The 18,943-nt window shown below is 68.6% G+C and carries 14 protein-coding genes and 1 tRNA gene; 11 read left to right on the plus strand and 4 right to left on the minus strand.

The window, feature by feature from the left end; genetic code table 11:
- Positions 1-185: 185 nt before the first annotated feature.
- Positions 186-1,241: a UDP-N-acetylmuramate dehydrogenase gene (locus IF19_RS0114050; RefSeq protein WP_030112848.1), complete on the plus strand. Its 1,056-nt coding sequence runs from the start codon at positions 186-188 to the stop codon at positions 1,239-1,241.
- A gap of 88 nt (positions 1,242-1,329) precedes the next feature.
- Here IF19_RS0114050 and IF19_RS0114055 read toward each other — a convergent pair whose 3' ends face one another.
- Positions 1,330-2,343 (minus strand): adenosine deaminase, encoded by a 1,014-nt coding sequence (locus IF19_RS0114055; RefSeq protein ID WP_030112847.1) that lies wholly within the window; start codon positions 2,341-2,343, stop codon positions 1,330-1,332.
- 139 nt (positions 2,344-2,482) lie between these two features.
- Entirely contained in the window at positions 2,483-3,709 is a 1,227-nt protein-coding gene (locus IF19_RS0114060; RefSeq protein WP_030112846.1) for a pyridoxal phosphate-dependent aminotransferase, read from the minus strand.
- A gap of 213 nt (positions 3,710-3,922) precedes the next feature.
- Between IF19_RS0114060 and IF19_RS0114065 the strand changes: the two genes are divergently transcribed.
- From IF19_RS0114065 to IF19_RS0114110, 10 genes are all read left to right on the plus strand, one after another.
- Positions 3,923-3,995 (plus strand) — tRNA-Trp (locus tag IF19_RS0114065).
- 106 nt (positions 3,996-4,101) lie between these two features.
- Positions 4,102-4,389: a preprotein translocase subunit SecE gene (secE, locus tag IF19_RS0114070; protein ID WP_030112845.1), complete on the plus strand. Its 288-nt coding sequence runs from the start codon at positions 4,102-4,104 to the stop codon at positions 4,387-4,389.
- 74 nt (positions 4,390-4,463) lie between these two features.
- Positions 4,464-5,357: a transcription termination/antitermination protein NusG gene (gene nusG, locus IF19_RS0114075; protein ID WP_030112844.1), complete on the plus strand. Its 894-nt coding sequence runs from the start codon at positions 4,464-4,466 to the stop codon at positions 5,355-5,357.
- A gap of 176 nt (positions 5,358-5,533) precedes the next feature.
- On the plus strand, positions 5,534-5,968 hold the full coding sequence (rplK, locus tag IF19_RS0114080) for a 50S ribosomal protein L11 (RefSeq protein ID WP_030112843.1): 435 nt from the start codon (positions 5,534-5,536) through the stop codon (positions 5,966-5,968).
- 80 nt (positions 5,969-6,048) lie between these two features.
- Positions 6,049-6,771, plus strand: coding sequence for a 50S ribosomal protein L1 (gene rplA, locus IF19_RS0114085; RefSeq protein ID WP_030112842.1), 723 nt, complete (start codon positions 6,049-6,051; stop codon positions 6,769-6,771).
- A gap of 207 nt (positions 6,772-6,978) precedes the next feature.
- A complete protein-coding gene (locus tag IF19_RS0114090) occupies positions 6,979-7,896 on the plus strand; it encodes an SCO4651 family lipoprotein (protein WP_030112841.1) in 918 nt (305 codons plus the stop codon).
- Positions 7,897-8,157: 261 nt separating this feature from the next.
- The gene (gene rplJ / locus IF19_RS0114095; RefSeq protein WP_030112840.1) at positions 8,158-8,715 is read left to right on the plus strand and encodes a 50S ribosomal protein L10; all 558 of its coding nucleotides are present in this window, start codon (positions 8,158-8,160) and stop codon (positions 8,713-8,715) included.
- A gap of 84 nt (positions 8,716-8,799) precedes the next feature.
- Entirely contained in the window at positions 8,800-9,183 is a 384-nt protein-coding gene (rplL, locus tag IF19_RS0114100; RefSeq protein ID WP_030112839.1) for a 50S ribosomal protein L7/L12, read from the plus strand.
- 655 nt (positions 9,184-9,838) lie between these two features.
- Entirely contained in the window at positions 9,839-13,324 is a 3,486-nt protein-coding gene (gene rpoB / locus IF19_RS0114105) for a DNA-directed RNA polymerase subunit beta (RefSeq protein ID WP_003966995.1), read from the plus strand.
- A 98-nt stretch (positions 13,325-13,422) separates the two neighbouring features.
- The gene (locus IF19_RS0114110) at positions 13,423-17,322 is read left to right on the plus strand and encodes a DNA-directed RNA polymerase subunit beta' (RefSeq protein WP_030112838.1); all 3,900 of its coding nucleotides are present in this window, start codon (positions 13,423-13,425) and stop codon (positions 17,320-17,322) included.
- A gap of 84 nt (positions 17,323-17,406) precedes the next feature.
- Here the strand turns inward: IF19_RS0114110 and IF19_RS01000000134730 are convergent, their stop codons facing one another.
- Together IF19_RS01000000134730 and IF19_RS0114120 are read right to left on the minus strand one after the other, a co-directional pair.
- The gene (locus IF19_RS01000000134730; protein ID WP_063744222.1) at positions 17,407-18,498 is read right to left on the minus strand and encodes a tetrahydrofolate dehydrogenase/cyclohydrolase catalytic domain-containing protein; all 1,092 of its coding nucleotides are present in this window, start codon (positions 18,496-18,498) and stop codon (positions 17,407-17,409) included.
- The gene (locus IF19_RS0114120; RefSeq protein ID WP_043246807.1) at positions 18,495-18,935 is read right to left on the minus strand and encodes a hypothetical protein; all 441 of its coding nucleotides are present in this window, start codon (positions 18,933-18,935) and stop codon (positions 18,495-18,497) included. The genes IF19_RS01000000134730 and IF19_RS0114120 overlap by 4 nt, the downstream gene beginning before the upstream one ends.
- Positions 18,936-18,943 lie beyond the last annotated feature (8 nt).

The following is an 18,943-nucleotide window of genomic DNA, read 5'->3' on the forward strand; positions in this document are numbered from 1 at the left end:
CCGAGGCCCTCCGGCCGGCGACCCGGTCCGAGCCTCCGAACCCCAGGCCGGGCGTACGGCGCGGCCCCCGGCGCGCGGCCCGGGCACCGGCGTACGGCCTGTGGCCCCGGCGTACGGCGCGGACCCCGGCGTGCGGTCCGTGGCCCCGCACCGGCTGCGGGGCCACGGACCGTACTCTTGTCCCCGTGCAGGAACTCCACGACGCCCCCCTCGCCCCCCTGACCACCTTCCGGCTCGGCGGCCCCGCCACCCGGCTGCTGACCGCCACCACCGACGCCGAGGTGATCGCCGCCGTGGGCGAGGCCGACGCGAGCGGCACCCCGCTGCTGGTGATCGGCGGCGGCTCCAATCTGGTCATCGGGGACAAGGGCTTCGACGGAACCGCGCTGCGCATCGCCACGAAGGGCTTCACGCTCTCGGGCACGTCCCTGGAGCTGGCGGCGGGCGAGGTGTGGACCGACGCCGTCGCCCGCACCGTCGAGGCGGGCCTCGCGGGCATCGAGTGCCTGGCCGGCATCCCCGGATCGGCGGGTGCGACCCCCATCCAGAACGTCGGGGCGTACGGGCAGGAGGTGTCCTCCACCATCACGGAGGTCGTCGCCTACGACCGGCACACCCGGGCGACCGTGACGATTCCGAACGAGGAGTGCGCGTTCTCGTACCGGCACAGTCGTTTCAAGGCCGAACCCGACCGCTTCGTGGTGCTGCGTGTCCGATTCGAGCTGGAAGAGGCGAACGGGCTCTCCGCGCCGCTCAAGTACCCCGAAACGGCCAGGGCCATGGGCGTCGAGCAGGGTGAGCGCGTTCCCGCGTCGGCGGCCAGGGAAACCGTGCTGAGGCTCCGCGCCGGCAAGGGCATGGTGCTCGACCCGGAGGACCACGACACCTGGTCGGCGGGGTCCTTCTTCACCAACCCGATCCTCGAACCGGACGCCTTCCAGGACTTCCTCGTACGGGTCCGCGACCACCTCGGTCCGGACGTGGCGCCCCCGGCGTTCCCCGCCGGGGACGGCCGTACCAAGACCTCGGCGGCCTGGCTGATCGACCGGGCCGGCTTCACCAAGGGGTACGGCGACGGCCCCGCCCGGATCTCCACCAAGCACACCCTCGCCCTCACCAACCGGGGCACGGCCACCACCGAGGACCTGCTCGCCCTGGCCCGCGAGGTCGTCGCCGGGGTGTACGCGGTCTTCGGCGTCACCCTGGTCAACGAGCCGGTGACGGTCGGCGTCAGCCTGTAGGGCCCGGGAGCGCGGCCTCGGCCTGCAGGACCCCCGGCCCCCGCCGGGACGGACCGCCCCGGCCTCGGCCGCCCCGCGGAGGCCGGCCTCAGCCCGCCAGCCAGCCGTCGATCCCGGACAGCAGCTTCTCCCGTACGTCCACGGGGGCGGCCGATCCGCGCACCGACTGCCGGGCCAGCTCCGCCAGCTCCTCGTCGGTGAAACCGTGGTGGCGGCGGACCAGGTCGTACTGGGCGGCCAGCCGCGAACCGAACAGCAGCGGGTCGTCCGCCCCCAGCGCCATCGGCACCCCCGCGTCGAACAGCGTGCGCAGGGGGACGTCGGCCGGCTTCTCGTAGACGCCGAGCGCCACGTTGGACGCCGGGCAGACCTCGCAGGTGACCCCGGACTCGGCGAGCCTGCGCAGCAGCCGGGGGTCCTCGGCGGCCCGCACCCCGTGGCCGATGCGCGAGGCGTCCAGGTCGTCCAGGCAGTCGCGCACGCTGGAGGGACCCGACAACTCGCCGCCGTGCGGGGCCGCCAGCAGCCCGCCCTCCCGGGCGATGGCGAAGGCCCGGTCGAAGTCGCGCGCCATGCCGCGCCGCTCGTCGTTGGAGAGGCCGAAGCCGACGACGCCCCGGTCCGCGTACCGCACCGCGAGCCGGGCCAGCGTACGGGCGTCCAGCGGGTGCTTCATCCGGTTCGCGGCGATCACCACGCGCATGTCCAGACCGGTGTCCCGGGAGGCGCTGTCCACCGCGTCGAGGATGATCTCGATGGCCGGGATCAGCCCGCCGAGCAGCGGGGCGTACGAGGTGGGGTCGACCTGGATCTCCAGCCAGCCGGAGCCGTCCGCGACGTCCTCCTGGGCGGTCTCGCGCACCAGGCGCTGGATGTCCTCGGGGGACCGCAGGCAGGACCGGGCGATGTCGTAGAGGCGCTGGAAACGGAACCAGCCGCGCTCGTCGGTCGCCCGCAGTTTCGGTGGCTCGCCTCCGGTCAGGGCCTCGGGGAGGCGGACCCCGTACTTGTCGGCGAGTTCGAGCAGGGTGGTGGGCCGCATCGACCCGGTGAAATGCAGGTGCAGGTGGGCCTTGGGCAACAGACGTACATCACGCTCCATCGGAAGATCCTGCCGCACGAGCGGCCCGGAGCGGTAGCCGCTTTCCCCTCCAGGGGGTGGCTCGAACAAAAAAAGCGCCCCGGCCGCCGGATCTCTCCGGCGGCCGGGGGCGCTTCCCGTGCGCGGTGGGCGGGAGGGGTCAGGCCTTGGCCTCGCCCAGCAGCTTCTGGATCCGCGAGACGCCCTCGATCAGGTCGTCGTCGCCCAGCGCGTAGGAGAGCCGCAGGTAGCCCGGGGTGCCGAACGCCTCGCCCGGGACGACGGCGACCTCGGCCTCGTCCAGGATCAGGGCCGCCAGCTCGACCGTGGTGGCCGGGCGCTTGCCGCGGATCTCCTTGCCGAGCAGCTCCTTGACCGCCGGGTAGGCGTAGAACGCGCCCTCGGGCTCGGGGCAGAACACGCCGTCGATCTCGTTGAGCATCCGCACGATGAGCTTGCGCCGGCGGTCGAAGGCGGACCGCATCTCGGCGACGGCGTCCAGCGAGCCGGAGACGGCCGCGAGCGCCGCGACCTGGGCGACGTTGGAGACGTTGGAGGTGGCATGCGACTGGAGGTTCGTCGCGGCCTTGACGACGTCCTTGGGGCCGATGATCCACCCCACGCGCCAGCCGGTCATCGCGTACGTCTTGGCCACGCCGTTGACGACGATGCACTTGTCGCGCAGCTCGGGGACGATCGCGGGGAGCGAGGTGAAGGTCGCGTCGCCGTAGACGAGGTGCTCGTAGATCTCGTCGGTCATCACCCACAGCCCGTGCTCGACGGCCCAGCGGCCGATGGCCTCGGCGTCGGCCTCGCTGTAGACCGCGCCGGTCGGGTTGGACGGCGAGACGAACAGAACGACCTTGGTCCGCTCGGTGCGGGCGGCCTCCAGCTGCTCGACGGAGACCCGGTAGCCGGTGGTCTCGTCGGCGACGACCTCGACAGGCACACCGCCCGCGAGCCGGATCGACTCGGGGTAGGTGGTCCAGTACGGGGCGGGGACGATGACCTCGTCGCCCGGGTCGAGGATCGCGGCGAACGCCTCGTAGATGGCCTGCTTGCCGCCGTTGGTCACCAGGATCTGGGCGGGGTCGACCTCGTAGCCGGAGTCCCGCAGCGTCTTGGCGGCGATCGCGGCCTTGAGCTCGGGGAGCCCGCCGGCCGGGGTGTAGCGGTGGTACTTCGGGTTGCGGCACGCCTCGACCGCGGCGTCGACGATGTAGTCGGGCGTCGGAAAGTCGGGCTCGCCGGCCCCGAAGCCGATCACCGGACGCCCGGCGGCCTTGAGGGCCTTGGCCTTGGCGTCGACGGCGAGGGTCGCGGACTCGGAGATCGCACCGATGCGGGCGGAGACCCGGCGCTCGGACGGTGAAGTTGCAGCGCTCATGGGCCCCATGCTCCCAGACCGCGAAAGCCGTCGGCACAGGGGTTTCAGGGACCGGACAGGACTCGGACAGCATCCGGACAGGACCGGTCGGCAATGGTCTGTTCGACGCGGCGGCCCCGAGCACGTACACTCACCTGTCGTTGGCCTTCACCAGCCGAACCGTCCCACTCCCGGTACCCGGGAAAGATGGGGTAGGTTGGTGGAAACCACCAAAGGGTCGTAGCTCAATTGGTAGAGCACTGGTCTCCAAAACCAGCGGTTGGGGGTTCAAGTCCCTCCGGCCCTGCTACACACTCCTTCGCCAGGATGTGTGCGCATGTACGTACTTCATTGCACAGCCGTGCGGCTCCACCGGGCGCGGCACGGCCACGACCCGGAATCAGGTGAGTAGCGTGACGGACGCCGTGGGCTCCATCGACATGCCTGATGCCGATGATGAGGCTCCCGAGTCGAAGAAGAAGGCTCGGAAGGGCGGCAAGCGCGGGAAGAAGGGCCCTCTGGGCCGACTCGCGCTGTTCTACCGCCAGATCGTCGCTGAACTCCGTAAGGTCGTCTGGCCGACGCGCAGCCAGCTCACGACGTACACCACCGTGGTGATCGTGTTCGTCGTCGTCATGATCGGTCTTGTTACCGTTCTCGACACGGGCTTCGCCCGGGTCACCAAGTACGTCTTCGGCTGAGTCACGCGGAAGGCGTCGGACTCGGCGTCCCTTTCGCACGTTCCACCCTTTGTATCCAGGAAGAAGCAGCCATCGTGTCTGACCCGAACCTGAACGACGCCGTCGAGCCCGAGGCTGGCGCCTTCGAGTCCGCCAAGGACGAGCTCGACATCGTTGAGGCTGCTGATTCCGTGGACCCGGACCAGGCCGAGGCCGCGGACCTCGCCGCCGGTGAGCCCGCCGAGGAGGCCGCGCTCACCGTCGAGGGCGAGGAGTCCGACGAGGTCGAGGAGTCCGACGAGGACGCCGCCGCCGTCGAGGCCGTCGAGGACGAGGTCACCGAGGACGCCGACGAGGAGGAGGCCGAGCCGGTCGACCCCGTCGCCGCCCTCCGCGAGGAGCTCCGCACCCTTCCCGGCGAGTGGTACGTCATCCACACGTACGCCGGTTACGAGAAGCGCGTGAAGGCCAACCTGGAGCAGCGCGCCGTCTCGCTGAACGTGGAGGAGTTCATCTATCAGGCCGAGGTGCCTGAAGAGGAAATCGTCCAGATCAAGAACGGCGAGCGCAAGAACGTCCGGCAGAACAAGCTTCCCGGCTACGTGCTGGTGCGCATGGACCTGACGAACGAGTCCTGGGGCGTCGTGCGGAACACGCCGGGCGTCACCGGCTTCGTGGGCAACGCCTACGACCCGTACCCGCTGACGCTGGACGAGATCGTCAAGATGCTCGCCCCGGAGGCCGAGGAGAAGGCCGCCCGCGAGGCCGCCGAGGCCGAGGGCAAGCCGGCCCCGGCCCGCAAGGTCGAGGTCCAGGTGCTGGACTTCGAGGTCGGCGACTCGGTCACCGTCACGGACGGCCCGTTCGCCACGCTGCAGGCCACGATCAACGAGATCAACGCCGACTCGAAGAAGGTCAAGGGCCTCGTCGAGATCTTCGGCCGCGAGACCCCGGTCGAGCTCAGCTTCGACCAGATCCAGAAGAACTAGCACGTCCCGCCAGTATCTGGACACATGCCTACCCAGCAGGTCAGAGGGGCTTCGCGGCCGCTCTGACCTGCTGGGTTTTTGGTCGCACAGCTATACCCGTTATCGTTGTGCGGTATGCCTCCATCCGGATGACCGGAATGGCGGCGAAACACTCTCACTAGGACCCGGAGAGAGCAATGCCTCCCAAGAAGAAGAAGGTCACGGGGCTTATCAAGCTCCAGATCAACGCCGGTGCGGCGAACCCGGCCCCGCCGGTCGGCCCCGCGCTCGGTCAGCACGGCGTCAACATCATGGAGTTCTGCAAGGCCTACAACGCCGCGACCGAGTCGCAGCGTGGCATGGTCGTGCCGGTGGAGATCACGGTCTACGAGGACCGCTCCTTCACCTTCGTCACGAAGACTCCGCCGGCCGCCAAGCTGATCCTCAAGGCCGCGGGTGTGGAGAAGGGCTCCGGCGAGCCGCACAAGACCAAGGTCGCCAAGCTGACGGCCGACCAGGTCCGCGAGATCGCCACGACGAAGCTCCCCGACCTGAACGCCAATGACCTCGACGCCGCGTCGAAGATCATCGCCGGCACCGCCCGTTCCATGGGCATCACGGTCGAAGGCTGATTCAGCCCCGTAACCCCCAGTGGTAGGGCCAAGCGCTGGTCCGCACCACGACTCCGCACTCTGACACCACAGGAGCAGAAGTGAAGCGCAGCAAGAACCTCCGCGCTGCGGACGCCAAGATCGACCGGGAGCGCCTGTACGCCCCGCTCGAGGCCGTCCGTCTCGCCAAGGACACCGCCACCACGAAGTTCGACGGCACCGTCGAGGTCGCCTTCCGCCTGGGCGTCGACCCGCGCAAGGCCGACCAGATGGTCCGCGGCACCGTGAACCTCCCGCACGGCACCGGCAAGACCGCCCGGGTCCTGGTCTTCGCGACCGGTGACCGTGCTGCGGCCGCGGAAGCCGCCGGAGCCGACATCGTCGGCGCCGACGAGCTCATCGACGAGGTGGCCAAGGGTCGTCTGGACTTCGACGCCGTCGTCGCCACCCCGGACCTCATGGGCAAGGTCGGCCGCCTCGGCCGCGTGCTCGGTCCGCGTGGTCTGATGCCGAACCCGAAGACCGGCACCGTCACCCCCGATGTCGCCAAGGCCGTCACCGACATCAAGGGCGGAAAGATCGAGTTCCGCGTCGACAAGCACTCCAACCTGCACTTCATCATCGGCAAGGTCTCGTTCGACGAGACCAAGCTGGTGGAGAACTACGCAGCGGCGCTGGAGGAAGTCCTCCGTCTGAAGCCGTCCGCCGCCAAGGGCCGCTACATCAAGAAGGCCGCCCTGGCGACCACGATGGGCCCCGGCATCCCGCTGGACGCCAACCGCACCCGCAACCTCCTCGTCGAGGAGGACCCGGCCGCCGTCTGAGCCACCGTGCTCACCCGGTAGTCGCGTCGTACGCGTGCACGGTGTGGACGGGCCCCGCAACCTTTCGAGGTGCGGGGCCCGTCCTCGTATCCGGAGGGCCCCGGACGACGGTTCCGCGGGACTCCGCAGGACGGCCCCTGCCTGTCAGTGCGCTGTGACACTGTGGTGCGGGGGACGAAAGCCGATACGAGGGGCGGGACCGACACCATGAGGACGACCACGGCACGACGGATGGGTACGGCGCTGGCCGTCGCGGCGGCGCTGACGTCGATGGCCGCCTGCAGCGGCTCCGGGGGCACGGGGGGCTCCGACGGCTCCGGCAAGGCCGAGGCGGGCTCCGCGGCGGGCAAGGCGAGCCCCGTGGCCGCGCTGAAGCAGGTGCAGCAGAAGACCGGCGGCATCCGGTCCGCCAAGGTGGACGGCACGATCGAGATGGGCGACACCGTCTCCATGAAGCAGTCCGGGGCCATCGACTGGGCCGACGGCCTCACCGGCGAGATGAGCATCACGTACACCGGCGGCGCGATGGGCGAGGCGCTCAAGAAGTCCGGCGGCGACGGCTCGATGAAGGCGCGGTACTTCAAGGACGAGTACTACGCGAACATGGGCGCCGCCATGGCCGCCAACACCGGCGGCAAGAACTGGATCCAGTACTCCTACAAGGACCTCGCCGAGTTGGGCGGGGCCTCCGGCGAGGTCATGCAGGACCAGGCCCGCAACAGCACGCCCGAGCAGGGCGTGAAGGCGCTCCTGGCCTCCGGCGACGTGAAGAAGGTCGGCCAGGAGGACGTCCGCGGGGTCTCCGCGACGCACTACTCCGGCACGGTCGACGTGGCCGAGCTGACCGCGAAGAACAGCGAGCTGGACGAGAAGCAGCTCGCCGAGTTCAAGGAGCAGCTGGCCCTCGCCGGGGTGACCACCCAGACCGTCGACATCTGGGTCGACGAGAACGACCTGCTGGTGAAGAAAGCCGAGCGCGGCGAGATGAAGACCGGCGCGTTCAACTCGACGTTCTTCTACAGCGACTACGGCACCCAGGTCTCCGTGGAGAAGCCGGCGGCCTCGGACACCGTGGACTTCACCGAGCTGCTGAAGCAGGGCGGTACCCCGGGCGGCACCTCCTGACACCTGCCGCGGGGCACGGATTTGCCCGTCGCCCTTCCGGTCGCGTACGCTCACCAGGAAGCCAAAGACCGCTGGTCGTCGCTGTGCCTCGCAAGGGGACGGTGACCGAAGGTTCCGCTAAACCGGACGACCTGCGCAGGTGACTGTGGAACGCTCCCGGACTTGTTCGGTCGAGCTGCGCCCTGGCACTTGTGCTGGGGCGTTTCGTCTTTTCCGGCCCCTTCTGAGCGGTCCTCATCACCCGGAAGGAGGCCGACGCTCATGGCAAGGCCCGACAAGGCTGCCGCGGTAGCCGAGCTGACGGACCAGTTCCGCAGCTCGAACGCCGCCGTGCTGACCGAGTACCGGGGTCTCACCGTGGCCCAGCTCAAGCAGCTGCGCCGTTCGCTCGGTGAGAACGCCCAGTACGCCGTGGTGAAGAACACGCTGACCAAGATTGCGGCCAACGAGGCCGGGATCGACGCGCTCGACGACCTGTTCACGGGTCCGACGGCGGTTGCCTTCGTCACCGGTGACCCGGTGGAGTCGGCGAAGGGTCTTCGTGACTTCGCCAAGGACAACCCCAACCTCATCATCAAGGGCGGTGTCCTCGATGGCAGGGCGCTGTCCGCCGATGAGATCAAGAAGCTCGCGGACCTCGAGTCCCGCGAGGTTCTGCTCTCCAAGCTGGCCGGTGCTTTCAAGGGCAAGCAGACGCAGGCGGCGCAGGTCTTCCAGGCCCTGCCCTCCAAGTTCGTCCGCACCGCGGAAGCTCTTCGCGCCAAGAAGGAAGAGCAGGGCGGTGCCGGTACTCCGGCTCCCGCCGAGGCCGCCGAGTAATCACGCTCAGCGGTCCAGCGGGCTCCACGTACGCCCGCCGACATATACATCCGGCACCTGCCGAATAGTGGAAGGACGCCTGTCATGGCGAAGCTGTCCCAGGAAGACCTGCTCGCGCAGTTCGAGGAGATGACCCTCATCGAGCTCTCCGAGTTCGTGAAGGCCTTCGAGGAGAAGTTCGACGTCACCGCCGCCGCGGCCGTCGCCGTCGCCGGTCCGGCCGGCCCGGGCGCCGTCACCGAGGCCGCTGAGGAGCAGGACGAGTTCGACGTCATCCTCACCGGTGCCGGCGAGAAGAAGATCCAGGTCATCAAGGTCGTGCGTGAGCTGACCTCGCTGGGTCTGAAGGAGGCCAAGGACCTCGTCGACGGCACCCCGAAGCCGGTCCTCGAGAAGGTCGCCAAGGAGGCCGCCGAGAAGGCTGCCGAGTCCCTCAAGGCCGCCGGCGCTTCCGTCGAGGTCAAGTAACACCTCGGGAGTCCTCCGGGCTCCCCGGGCGCCGCAGGCGCCCACCTCCGGGCGCGTCAGCCGCCCGTGCCAAGGGCGATCACCCATCCGGGTGGTCGCCCTTCGGCGTGCCCGGGACGGTTGCCTTGCTCTTCCACCGGTGACGAGTAGGGTGATCTTCGCCGTGCGCCTCCCGCGGACGCCTGGCGGGGGTCTCGCGGGTCTTCCGGGAGTGGCCGGTGAAGGCGCCCGGCGGGTCCGATCGGACCGGTGGGCCTTGACGAACCGGGCGGGGCGCGCAATTCTCAGGACGCGTCATCATCTCGATCCGTATCCGAGGCATGGATCGAGAGTGAAGAGGGAAGTAAAGAAGCGCGCACCCCGTGCGGGGCTGCGAGGAGCAGGGCTAGACATAGGTGTTGAGAACAGCTGTTGAGAGCGACGCGGGTCTCTGAGAACCCCGACTGGACATCAGTGTGCCACTTGGCTACACTGACCCTTTGCGCTGCCTGTTAGCTGCCTCCTGCCCGTCACCAGGGGCATGCCCACGCTGAAGCACCGATGACCGACCCCCTCCGACCTGGTCGTTTGCGACCGATTCGGAACGGTCTGTCTATGTGCTCGGAGTGGGACCGGTACGCGCGTAGTGAGTCCGAGCCCTCGGAAGGACCCCCTCTTGGCCGCCTCGCGCAACGCCTCGACCGCGAATACGAACAACGGTGCCAGCACCGCCCCGCTGCGCATCTCTTTTGCAAAGATCAAGGAGCCCCTCGAGGTTCCGAACCTCCTCGCGCTGCAGACCGAGAGCTTTGACTGGCTCCTCGGCAACGCCGCCTGGAAGGCTCGCGTCGAGGCTGCTCTGGACAGTGGACAAGACGTCCCCACCAAGTCCGGCCTCGAGGAGATCTTCGAGGAGATCTCCCCGATCGAAGACTTCTCCGGGTCGATGTCGCTCACGTTCCGCGACCACCGCTTCGAGCCCCCGAAGAACTCGATCGACGAGTGCAAGGAGCGCGACTTCACGTTCGCCGCGCCGCTCTTCGTCACGGCCGAGTTCACCAACAACGAGACCGGCGAGATCAAGTCCCAGACGGTCTTCATGGGCGACTTCCCGCTCATGACCAACAAGGGCACCTTCGTCATCAACGGCACCGAGCGTGTCGTCGTGTCGCAGCTGGTCCGCTCGCCGGGTGTCTACTTCGACTCCTCCATCGACAAGACGTCCGACAAGGACATCTTCTCCGCCAAGATCATCCCCTCCCGGGGCGCCTGGCTGGAGATGGAGATCGACAAGCGCGACATGGTCGGTGTCCGCATCGACCGCAAGCGCAAGCAGTCCGTCACCGTCCTCCTGAAGGCTCTCGGCTGGACCACCGAGCAGATCCTCGAGGAGTTCGGCGAGTACGAGTCCATGCGCGCCACCCTGGAGAAGGACCACACCCAGGGCCAGGACGACGCGCTGCTCGACATCTACCGCAAGCTGCGTCCGGGCGAGCCGCCGACGCGCGAGGCCGCTCAGACGCTGCTCGAGAACCTCTACTTCAACCCGAAGCGCTACGACCTCGCGAAGGTCGGCCGCTACAAGGTGAACAAGAAGCTCGGCGCCGACGAGCCGCTGGACGCCGGGGTGCTCACCACCGACGACGTCATCGCGACCATCAAGTACCTGGTCAAGCTGCACGCCGGTGAGACCGAGACGATCGGCGAGTCCGGCCGGGAGATCGTCGTCGAGACCGACGACATCGACCACTTCGGCAACCGTCGTCTGCGCAACGTCGGCGAGCTCATCCAGAACCAGGTCCGCACGGGTCTGGCGCGGATGGAGCGCGTCGTGCGCGAGCGCATGACCACCCAGGACGTCGAGGCGATCACGCCGCAGACCCTGATCAACATCCGGCCGGTCGTCGCCTCCATCAAGGAGTTCTTCGGCACCAGCCAGCTGTCGCAGTTCATGGACCAGAACAACCCGCTGTCGGGTCTTACCCACAAGCGCCGCCTGTCGGCGCTTGGCCCGGGTGGTCTCTCCCGTGAGCGGGCCGGCTTCGAGGTCCGAGACGTGCACCCGTCCCACTACGGACGCATGTGCCCGATCGAGACCCCCGAAGGCCCGAACATCGGTCTGATCGGTTCGCTCGCCTCGTACGGCCGCGTCAACGCGTTCGGCTTCATCGAGACGCCGTACCGCAAGGTCGTCGACGGCCAGGTCACCGACGACGTCGACTACATCACCGCCGACGAGGAGGACCGCTTCGTCATCGCCCAGGCGAACGCGACCCTCAACGACGAGCTGCGCTTCACCGAGCCGCGCGTCCTGGTCCGCCGTCGTGGCGGAGAGGTCGACTACGTGCCCGGCACGGACGTCGACTACATGGACGTCTCGCCGCGCCAGATGGTGTCCGTCGCCACCGCGATGATCCCCTTCCTGGAGCACGACGACGCCAACCGCGCGCTCATGGGCGCGAACATGATGCGGCAGGCGGTGCCGCTGATCAAGTCCGAGGCCCCGCTGGTCGGCACCGGCATGGAGTACCGCTGCGCCACCGACGCCGGCGACGTCCTCAAGGCCGAGAAGGACGGTGTGGTCCAGGAGGTCTCCGCGGACTACATCACCGTCACGAACGACGACGGCACGTACACCACGTACCGCATCGCCAAGTTCATGCGCTCCAACCAGGGCACCTCGGTCAACCAGAAGGTCGTCGTCTCCGAGGGCGACCGGATCGTGGCCGACCAGGTGCTCGCCGACGGACCGGCCACCGAGAACGGTGAGATGGCCCTCGGCAAGAACCTGCTCGTGGCGTTCATGCCGTGGGAGGGTCACAACTACGAGGACGCGATCATCCTGTCGCAGCGCCTCGTGCAGGACGACGTCCTCTCCTCGATCCACATCGAGGAGCACGAGGTCGACGCCCGTGACACCAAGCTCGGCCCCGAGGAGATCACCCGGGACATCCCGAACGTCTCCGAGGAGGTCCTCGCCGACCTCGACGAGCGCGGCATCATCCGTATCGGTGCCGAGGTCGTCGCCGGCGACATCCTCGTCGGCAAGGTCACGCCCAAGGGTGAGACCGAGCTGACCCCCGAGGAGCGCCTGCTCCGCGCGATCTTCGGTGAGAAGGCGCGCGAGGTGCGCGACACCTCGCTGAAGGTGCCGCACGGTGAGATCGGCAAGGTCATCGGCGTCCGCGTCTTCGACCGCGAAGAGGGCGACGAGCTGCCGCCGGGCGTGAACCAGCTGGTCCGCGTCTACGTCGCGCAGAAGCGCAAGATCACCGACGGTGACAAGCTCGCCGGCCGTCACGGCAACAAGGGCGTCATCTCCAAGATCCTGCCGATCGAGGACATGCCGTTCCTGGAGGACGGCACCCCGGTCGACATCATCCTCAACCCGCTGGGTGTCCCGTCCCGAATGAACCCGGGACAGGTCCTGGAGATCCACCTCGGCTGGCTCGCCAGCCGCGGCTGGGACGTCTCCGGCCTCGGTGACGAGTGGGCCCAGCGCCTGCAGGCCATCGGCGCCGACCAGGTCGCCCCCGGCACCAACGTCGCCACGCCCGTCTTCGACGGTGCGCGCGAGGACGAGATCTCCGGTCTCTTCGAGGCCACGATCCCCAACCGCGACGGCGACCGCCTGGTCCAGCCCTCCGGCAAGGCCCAGCTGTTCGACGGCCGCTCCGGCGAGCCGTTCCCGGACCCGGTCTCGGTCGGGTTCATGTACATCCTCAAGCTGCACCACCTGGTCGACGACAAGCTCCACGCCCGTTCGACCGGCCCGTACTCGATGATCACCCAGCAGCCGCTGGGTGGTAAGGCGCAGTTCGGTGGTCAGCGCTTCGGTGAGATGGAGGTGTGGGCCCTTGAGGCTTACGGCGCCGCGTACGCCCTCCAGGAGCTCCTGACGATCAAGTCCGACGACGTGACCGGCCGCGTGAAGGTCTACGAGGCCATCGTCAAGGGCGAGAACATCCCCGAGCCCGGCATTCCCGAGTCCTTCAAGGTGCTCATCAAGGAAATGCAGTCGCTCTGCCTCAACGTGGAGGTGCTGTCCTCGGACGGCATGTCCATCGAGATGCGTGACACCGACGAGGACGTCTTCCGCGCGGCGGAGGAGCTCGGTATCGACCTGTCCCGGCGCGAGCCGAGCAGCGTCGAAGAGGTCTGACGGGCCGGTCGGCCGCCTCGCTCCGAGGCGGCCGGCCCTCCCCGGACCCGTTCAGACCATTGATTGAGACGAGACCCCGAAAGAGGGATTGACGACAAGTGCTCGACGTCAACTTCTTCGACGAGCTGCGGATCGGCCTTGCCACCGCGGACGACATCCGGACCTGGTCGCACGGCGAAGTCAAGAAGCCGGAGACCATCAACTACCGCACGCTCAAGCCCGAGAAGGACGGACTCTTCTGCGAGAAGATCTTCGGTCCGACCCGGGACTGGGAGTGCTACTGCGGCAAGTACAAGCGTGTCCGCTTCAAGGGCATCATCTGCGAGCGCTGCGGCGTCGAGGTCACTCGCGCCAAGGTGCGTCGTGAGCGGATGGGCCACATCGAGCTTGCCGCTCCCGTCACCCACATCTGGTACTTCAAGGGCGTTCCCTCGCGCCTCGGCTACCTGCTGGACCTCGCGCCGAAGGACCTGGAAAAGGTCATCTACTTCGCCGCGTACATGATCACGTTCGTGGACGAGGAGCGTCGTACCCGCGACCTGCCGTCCCTGGAGGCCCACGTCTCCGTCGAGCGCCAGCAGACCGAGAACCGCCGCGACGCCGACCTGGAGGCCCGCGCCAAGAAGCTCGAGACCGACCTGGCCGAGCTGGAGGCCGAGGGCGCCAAGGCCGACGTGCGCCGCAAGGTGCGCGAAGGCGCCGAGCGCGAGATGAAGCAGCTGCGCGACCGTGCGCAGCGCGAGATCGACCGTCTCGACGAGGTGTGGAGCCGCTTCAAGAACCTCAAGGTCCAGGACCTGGAGGGCGACGAGCTGCTCTACCGCGAGCTGCGTGACCGCTTCGGCACGTACTTCGACGGCTGCATGGGCGCCGCCGCGCTGCAGAAGCGGCTGGAGTCCTTCGACCTCGACGAGGAGGCCGAGCGCCTCCGCGAGATCATCCGCACCGGCAAGGGCCAGAAGAAGACCCGTGCGCTCAAGCGCCTCAAGGTCGTCTCCGCGTTCCTGCAGACCAGCAACAAGCCCAAGGGCATGGTGCTCGACTGCGTGCCGGTCATCCCGCCGGACCTGCGTCCGATGGTGCAGCTGGACGGTGGCCGCTTCGCGACCTCCGACCTGAACGACCTGTACCGCCGCGTGATCAACCGCAACAACCGCCTGAAGCGCCTTCTCGACCTCGGTGCGCCCGAGATCATCGTGAACAACGAGAAGCGCATGCTCCAGGAGGCCGTCGACGCGCTGTTCGACAACGGCCGCCGCGGTCGCCCGGTCACCGGTCCCGGCAACCGTCCCCTGAAGTCCCTGAGCGACATGCTCAAGGGCAAGCAGGGCCGCTTCCGTCAGAACCTCCTCGGCAAGCGCGTGGACTACTCCGCGCGTTCCGTGATCGTCGTCGGTCCGCAGCTCAAGCTGCACCAGTGCGGTCTGCCGAAGGCGATGGCGCTGGAGCTCTTCAAGCCGTTCGTGATGAAGCGCCTGGTGGACCTGAACCACGCGCAGAACATCAAGTCGGCCAAGCGCATGGTCGAGCGTGGCCGCACCGTCGTGTACGACGTCCTCGAAGAGGTCATCGCCGAGCACCCGGTGCTGCTGAACCGTGCGCCCACGCTGCACCGCCTCGGCATCCAGGCGTTCGAGCCGCAGCTCGTCGAGGGCAAGGCCATCCAGATCCACCCGCTCGTCTGCACCGCGTTCAACGCGGACTTCGACGGTGACCAGATGGCCGTGCACCTGCCGCTCTCCGCGGAGGCGCAGGCCGAGGCCCGCATCCTGATGCTGTCCTCGAACAACATCCTCAAGCCGGCCGACGGCCGTCCGGTCACCATGCCGACCCAGGACATGGTGCTGGGCCTCTTCTTCCTCACCACGGACGACGAGGGCCGCGACGTCAAGGGCACGGACCGCGCGTTCGGCTCCACGGCCGAGGCCACCATGGCCTTCGACGCCCGCGAGCTGTCGCTCCAGGCGAAGGTCGACATCCGCTTCCCGGTCGGCACCATGCCGCCCCGGGGCTGGGTGCCGCCGGTCGCCGAGGAGGGCGAGCCGGAGTACCAGCCCGGCGACTCCTTCCGGCTGCGGACCAGCTTGGGCCGCGCGCTCTTCAACGAGCTGCTGCCCGAGGACTACCCGTTCGTCGACTACTCGGTGGGCAAGAAGCAGCTCTCCGAGATCGTCAACGACCTGGCCGAGCGCTACCCCAAGGTCATCGTGGCGGCGACGCTCGACAACCTGAAGGCGGCGGGCTTCCACTGGGCGACCCGTTCGGGCGTCACCGTGGCCATCTCCGACGTCGTCGTGCCCGAGGCCAAGAAGGCCATCGTCAAGGGCTACGAGGAGCAGGACGAGAAGGTCCAGAAGCAGTACGAGCGCGGTCTGATCACCAAGGACGAGCGCACGCAGGAGCTCATCGCGATCTGGACCAAGGCGACCAACGAGGTCGCCGAGGCGATGAACGAGAACTTCCCCAAGACGAACCCCATCTTCATGATGGTTGACTCGGGTGCCCGAGGAAACATGATGCAGATGCGGCAGATCGCCGGTATGCGTGGTCTGGTGTCGAACGCGAAGAACGAGACCATCCCGCGTCCGATCAAGGCGTCCTTCCGTGAGGGCCTCACCGTTCTGGAGTACTTCATCTCCACGCACGGTGCCCGTAAGGGTCTGGCGGACACCGCCCTGCGTACCGCCGACTCGGGTTACCTGACCCGTCGTCTGGTGGACGTCTCGCAGGACGTGATCATCCGCGAGGAGGACTGCGGCACCGACCGCGGCCTGAAGCTGAAGATCGCGGTCAAGGGCGCCGACGGCGTACTCCGCAAGACGGACGACGTCGAGACGTCGGTCTACGCCCGCATGCTCGCCGAGGACGTCGTGGTGGACGGCAAGGTCATCGCGCCTGCCAACGTCGACCTCGGTGACGTCCTGATCGACGCCCTGGTGGGCGCCGGCGTCGAGGAGGTCAAGACCCGCTCGGTTCTGACCTGTGAGTCCGCGGTCGGCACCTGTGCCTTCTGCTACGGACGCTCGCTCGCCACCGGCAAGCTGGTCGACATCGGTGAGGCGGTCGGCATCATCGCCGCCCAGTCCATCGGTGAGCCCGGTACCCAGCTGACGATGCGTACCTTCCACACCGGTGGTGTGGCCGGTGACGACATCACCCAGGGTCTGCCCCGTGTCGTCGAGCTCTTCGAGGCCCGTACGCCGAAGGGTGTCGCCCCGATCTCCGAGGCCAAGGGCCGCGTGCGGATCGAGGAGACCGAGAAGACCAAGAAGATCGTCGTCACCCCGGACGACGGCAGCGACGAGACGGCGTTCCCGATCTCGAAGCGCGCCCGTCTGCTCGTGGGCGAGGGCGACCCGGTCGAGGTGGGCCAGAAGCTCACCGTCGGTGCGACCAACCCGCACGACGTGCTGCGCATCCTCGGCCAGCGCGCGGTCCAGGTCCACCTGGTCGGCGAAGTCCAGAAGGTCTACAACTCGCAGGGCGTGTCGATCCACGACAAGCACATCGAGATCATCATCCGGCAGATGCTGCGCCGCGTGACGATCATCGAGTCCGGCGACGCGGAGCTGCTTCCGGGCGAGCTGGTCGAGCGGTCGAAGTTCGAGACCGAGAACCGTCGTGTGGTCACCGAGGGCGGTCACCCCGCCTCCGGCCGTCCGCAGCTGATGGGTATCACCAAGGCCTCGCTCGCCACCGAGTCGTGGCTGTCGGCGGCGTCCTTCCAGGAGACGACCAGGGTTCTCACCGACGCGGCGATCAACGCCAAGTCGGACTCCCTGATCGGCCTCAAGGAGAACGTCATCATCGGTAAGCTCATCCCGGCCGGTACGGGTCTGTCCCGCTACCGCAACATCCGGGTCGAGCCGACCGAGGAGGCCAAGGCCGCGATGTACTCGGCCGTCGGCTACGACGACATCGACTACTCGCCGTTCGGCACCGGCTCCGGCCAGGCCGTCCCGCTGGAGGACTACGACTACGGTCCGTACAACCAGTAAGCGAGTCGGTTGAAACGCCGGAGGGCGGCCATCCCCGTGGGTCAGGGGGTGGCCGCCCTCCGGCGTGTGCGGGGCCGGGGCCGTTCAGCGGGACGGGCCGCCGCCTCCCTGGGGAGGGAGCTGGGGCCGCGGGCCGGTCTGGTGGGCCGGACCCCGGGGCGCCGCGGTCGGCTGAGCGGAGGTCGGGGGAGCGCCGGCCGCCGGTCCGGCGGCACCGCGCAGCCGGGCCGCGGCGGCGATGGAGGGGACGGCGGCCGTGGTGACCGCCGTGGCGGCTGCGGTCCGGTCCGTCGTGAACCGCGCCCGCTCCAGGTAGGGGCCCGGCGTGACCTTCCAGGAGACGACGTCCGGGTCGACCTCTTGGCGGACCACCCGTTCCATGAGGGTGGCCATCTCGACCGGGCCGATGCCGCCGGGGACGGGCGTGAGGTTCTGCGGGATGCCGTACGCCTCGGCCCGTACGTCTCCGCGCACGCTGCCGTCCGCCTGCGGTACGAAGCCGGAGTCGATCACGACGCGGTGGTGCGGCTGGATGTGGTCGGGGGTGAGGATGCCGGGGCTGCCGGTGACGGAGATGACGATGTCGGCGTCACGGACCCGCTCCAGCCGGTCGCCGTGGTCGAGGGTCATGGGGTCGTGTCCGTCGGCCCGGAGCATGGTCACGACTCCCTGCCCGACGAACCCCTTGCTGCCGACCACGGCGATGGCGGGTCGGTCGGTCGCGAAGGGCTCCGCGACCCGGTAGATGCCTTCGGCGGTCGCGCAGGCGGGGTAGGGGGACCGGCCCTTGAGCAGGGCGTCGATGTCCTTGGCCGGGTCCATGCCGTCCACGACGGGGGCCAGGTCGCGCGGTGGGGGGAACTGCACGATGATCGCGCGCGTGGCGGGGTCCGCGTTGTAGCCCTCCAGGACCTCGCGGAACTCGCCACGGCCGACGCCGGGCGGCAGGACGACGTGGTCCGCCCGGAAGCCGAGGTGCTCGAAGCTCTTGATCTTCTGTTCGGCGGAGATCCGGGAGGCTTCCAGGCGGACCCGCCAGTCGGGCGGGTCGGTGGCGGCCGGAGTGAAGCGGATGACCGCCACCTTCATGCCGGTCGGTTGCACGGCGGGCCGGTAGTGCGCGTACAGCTCGCGTGCCTGTCGCAGTACGTCCCGGCCCGAGACCAGTTCCGTCACGTCAAGGGCTCCAGCCCGGCCAGCACGTCGGGCACCGGAGCCAGGGGGCGGCCGTGGAAGAGGCGGGTCACCTCGTCGGCCGTCAGCCTCCGGTCGCCCTGATCGTCGTCCCGGTACCCGTCCCCCTCGACCTTCAGGGCGATCGCGGTGAAGGTCTCGGGGCCGCCGGGGTCGTGGGAGGAGAAGTCCCCGAAGTGCGCGATCCACAGCAGGGAGGCGAGATGGGGGCTCAGGTTCGCGCGGAGCAGCGGGAGCGCGGCGTCGGCGACATCGGCGAAGTCGTAGGTGATGCCGTGGGCCGGGCTGTCGGCCAGCTCGGAGACGACGGCCACGGCGTGACCGGTGTTCGGGTCGTACACGGCGCGCAGCAGGGAGTACGCCTGGCCGTTGAGCCGGTGACGCCAGCGGAACAACTGCGTGATCTGAGGAGGGGACACGTGACTCT

It is taken from the genome of Streptomyces californicus (assembly GCF_000717645.1).
Lineage (GTDB): Bacteria > Actinomycetota > Actinomycetes > Streptomycetales > Streptomycetaceae > Streptomyces > Streptomyces californicus.

Excerpts from the sequence above, each read along its gene's own strand:
- rplL (WP_030112839.1), top strand. The coding sequence starts at position 8,800 with ATGGCGAAGCTGTCCCAGGAAGACCTGCTCGCGCAGTTCGAGGAGATG.
- rplK (WP_030112843.1), top strand. The coding sequence starts at position 5,534 with ATGCCTCCCAAGAAGAAGAAGGTCACGGGGCTTATCAAGCTCCAGATC.
- IF19_RS0114055 (WP_030112847.1), bottom strand. The coding sequence starts at position 2,343 with ATGGAGCGTGATGTACGTCTGTTGCCCAAGGCCCACCTGCACCTGCAT.
- rplJ (WP_030112840.1), top strand. The coding sequence starts at position 8,158 with ATGGCAAGGCCCGACAAGGCTGCCGCGGTAGCCGAGCTGACGGACCAG.
- IF19_RS0114090 (WP_030112841.1), top strand. The coding sequence starts at position 6,979 with ATGAGGACGACCACGGCACGACGGATGGGTACGGCGCTGGCCGTCGCG.
- IF19_RS0114060 (WP_030112846.1), bottom strand. The coding sequence starts at position 3,709 with ATGAGCGCTGCAACTTCACCGTCCGAGCGCCGGGTCTCCGCCCGCATC.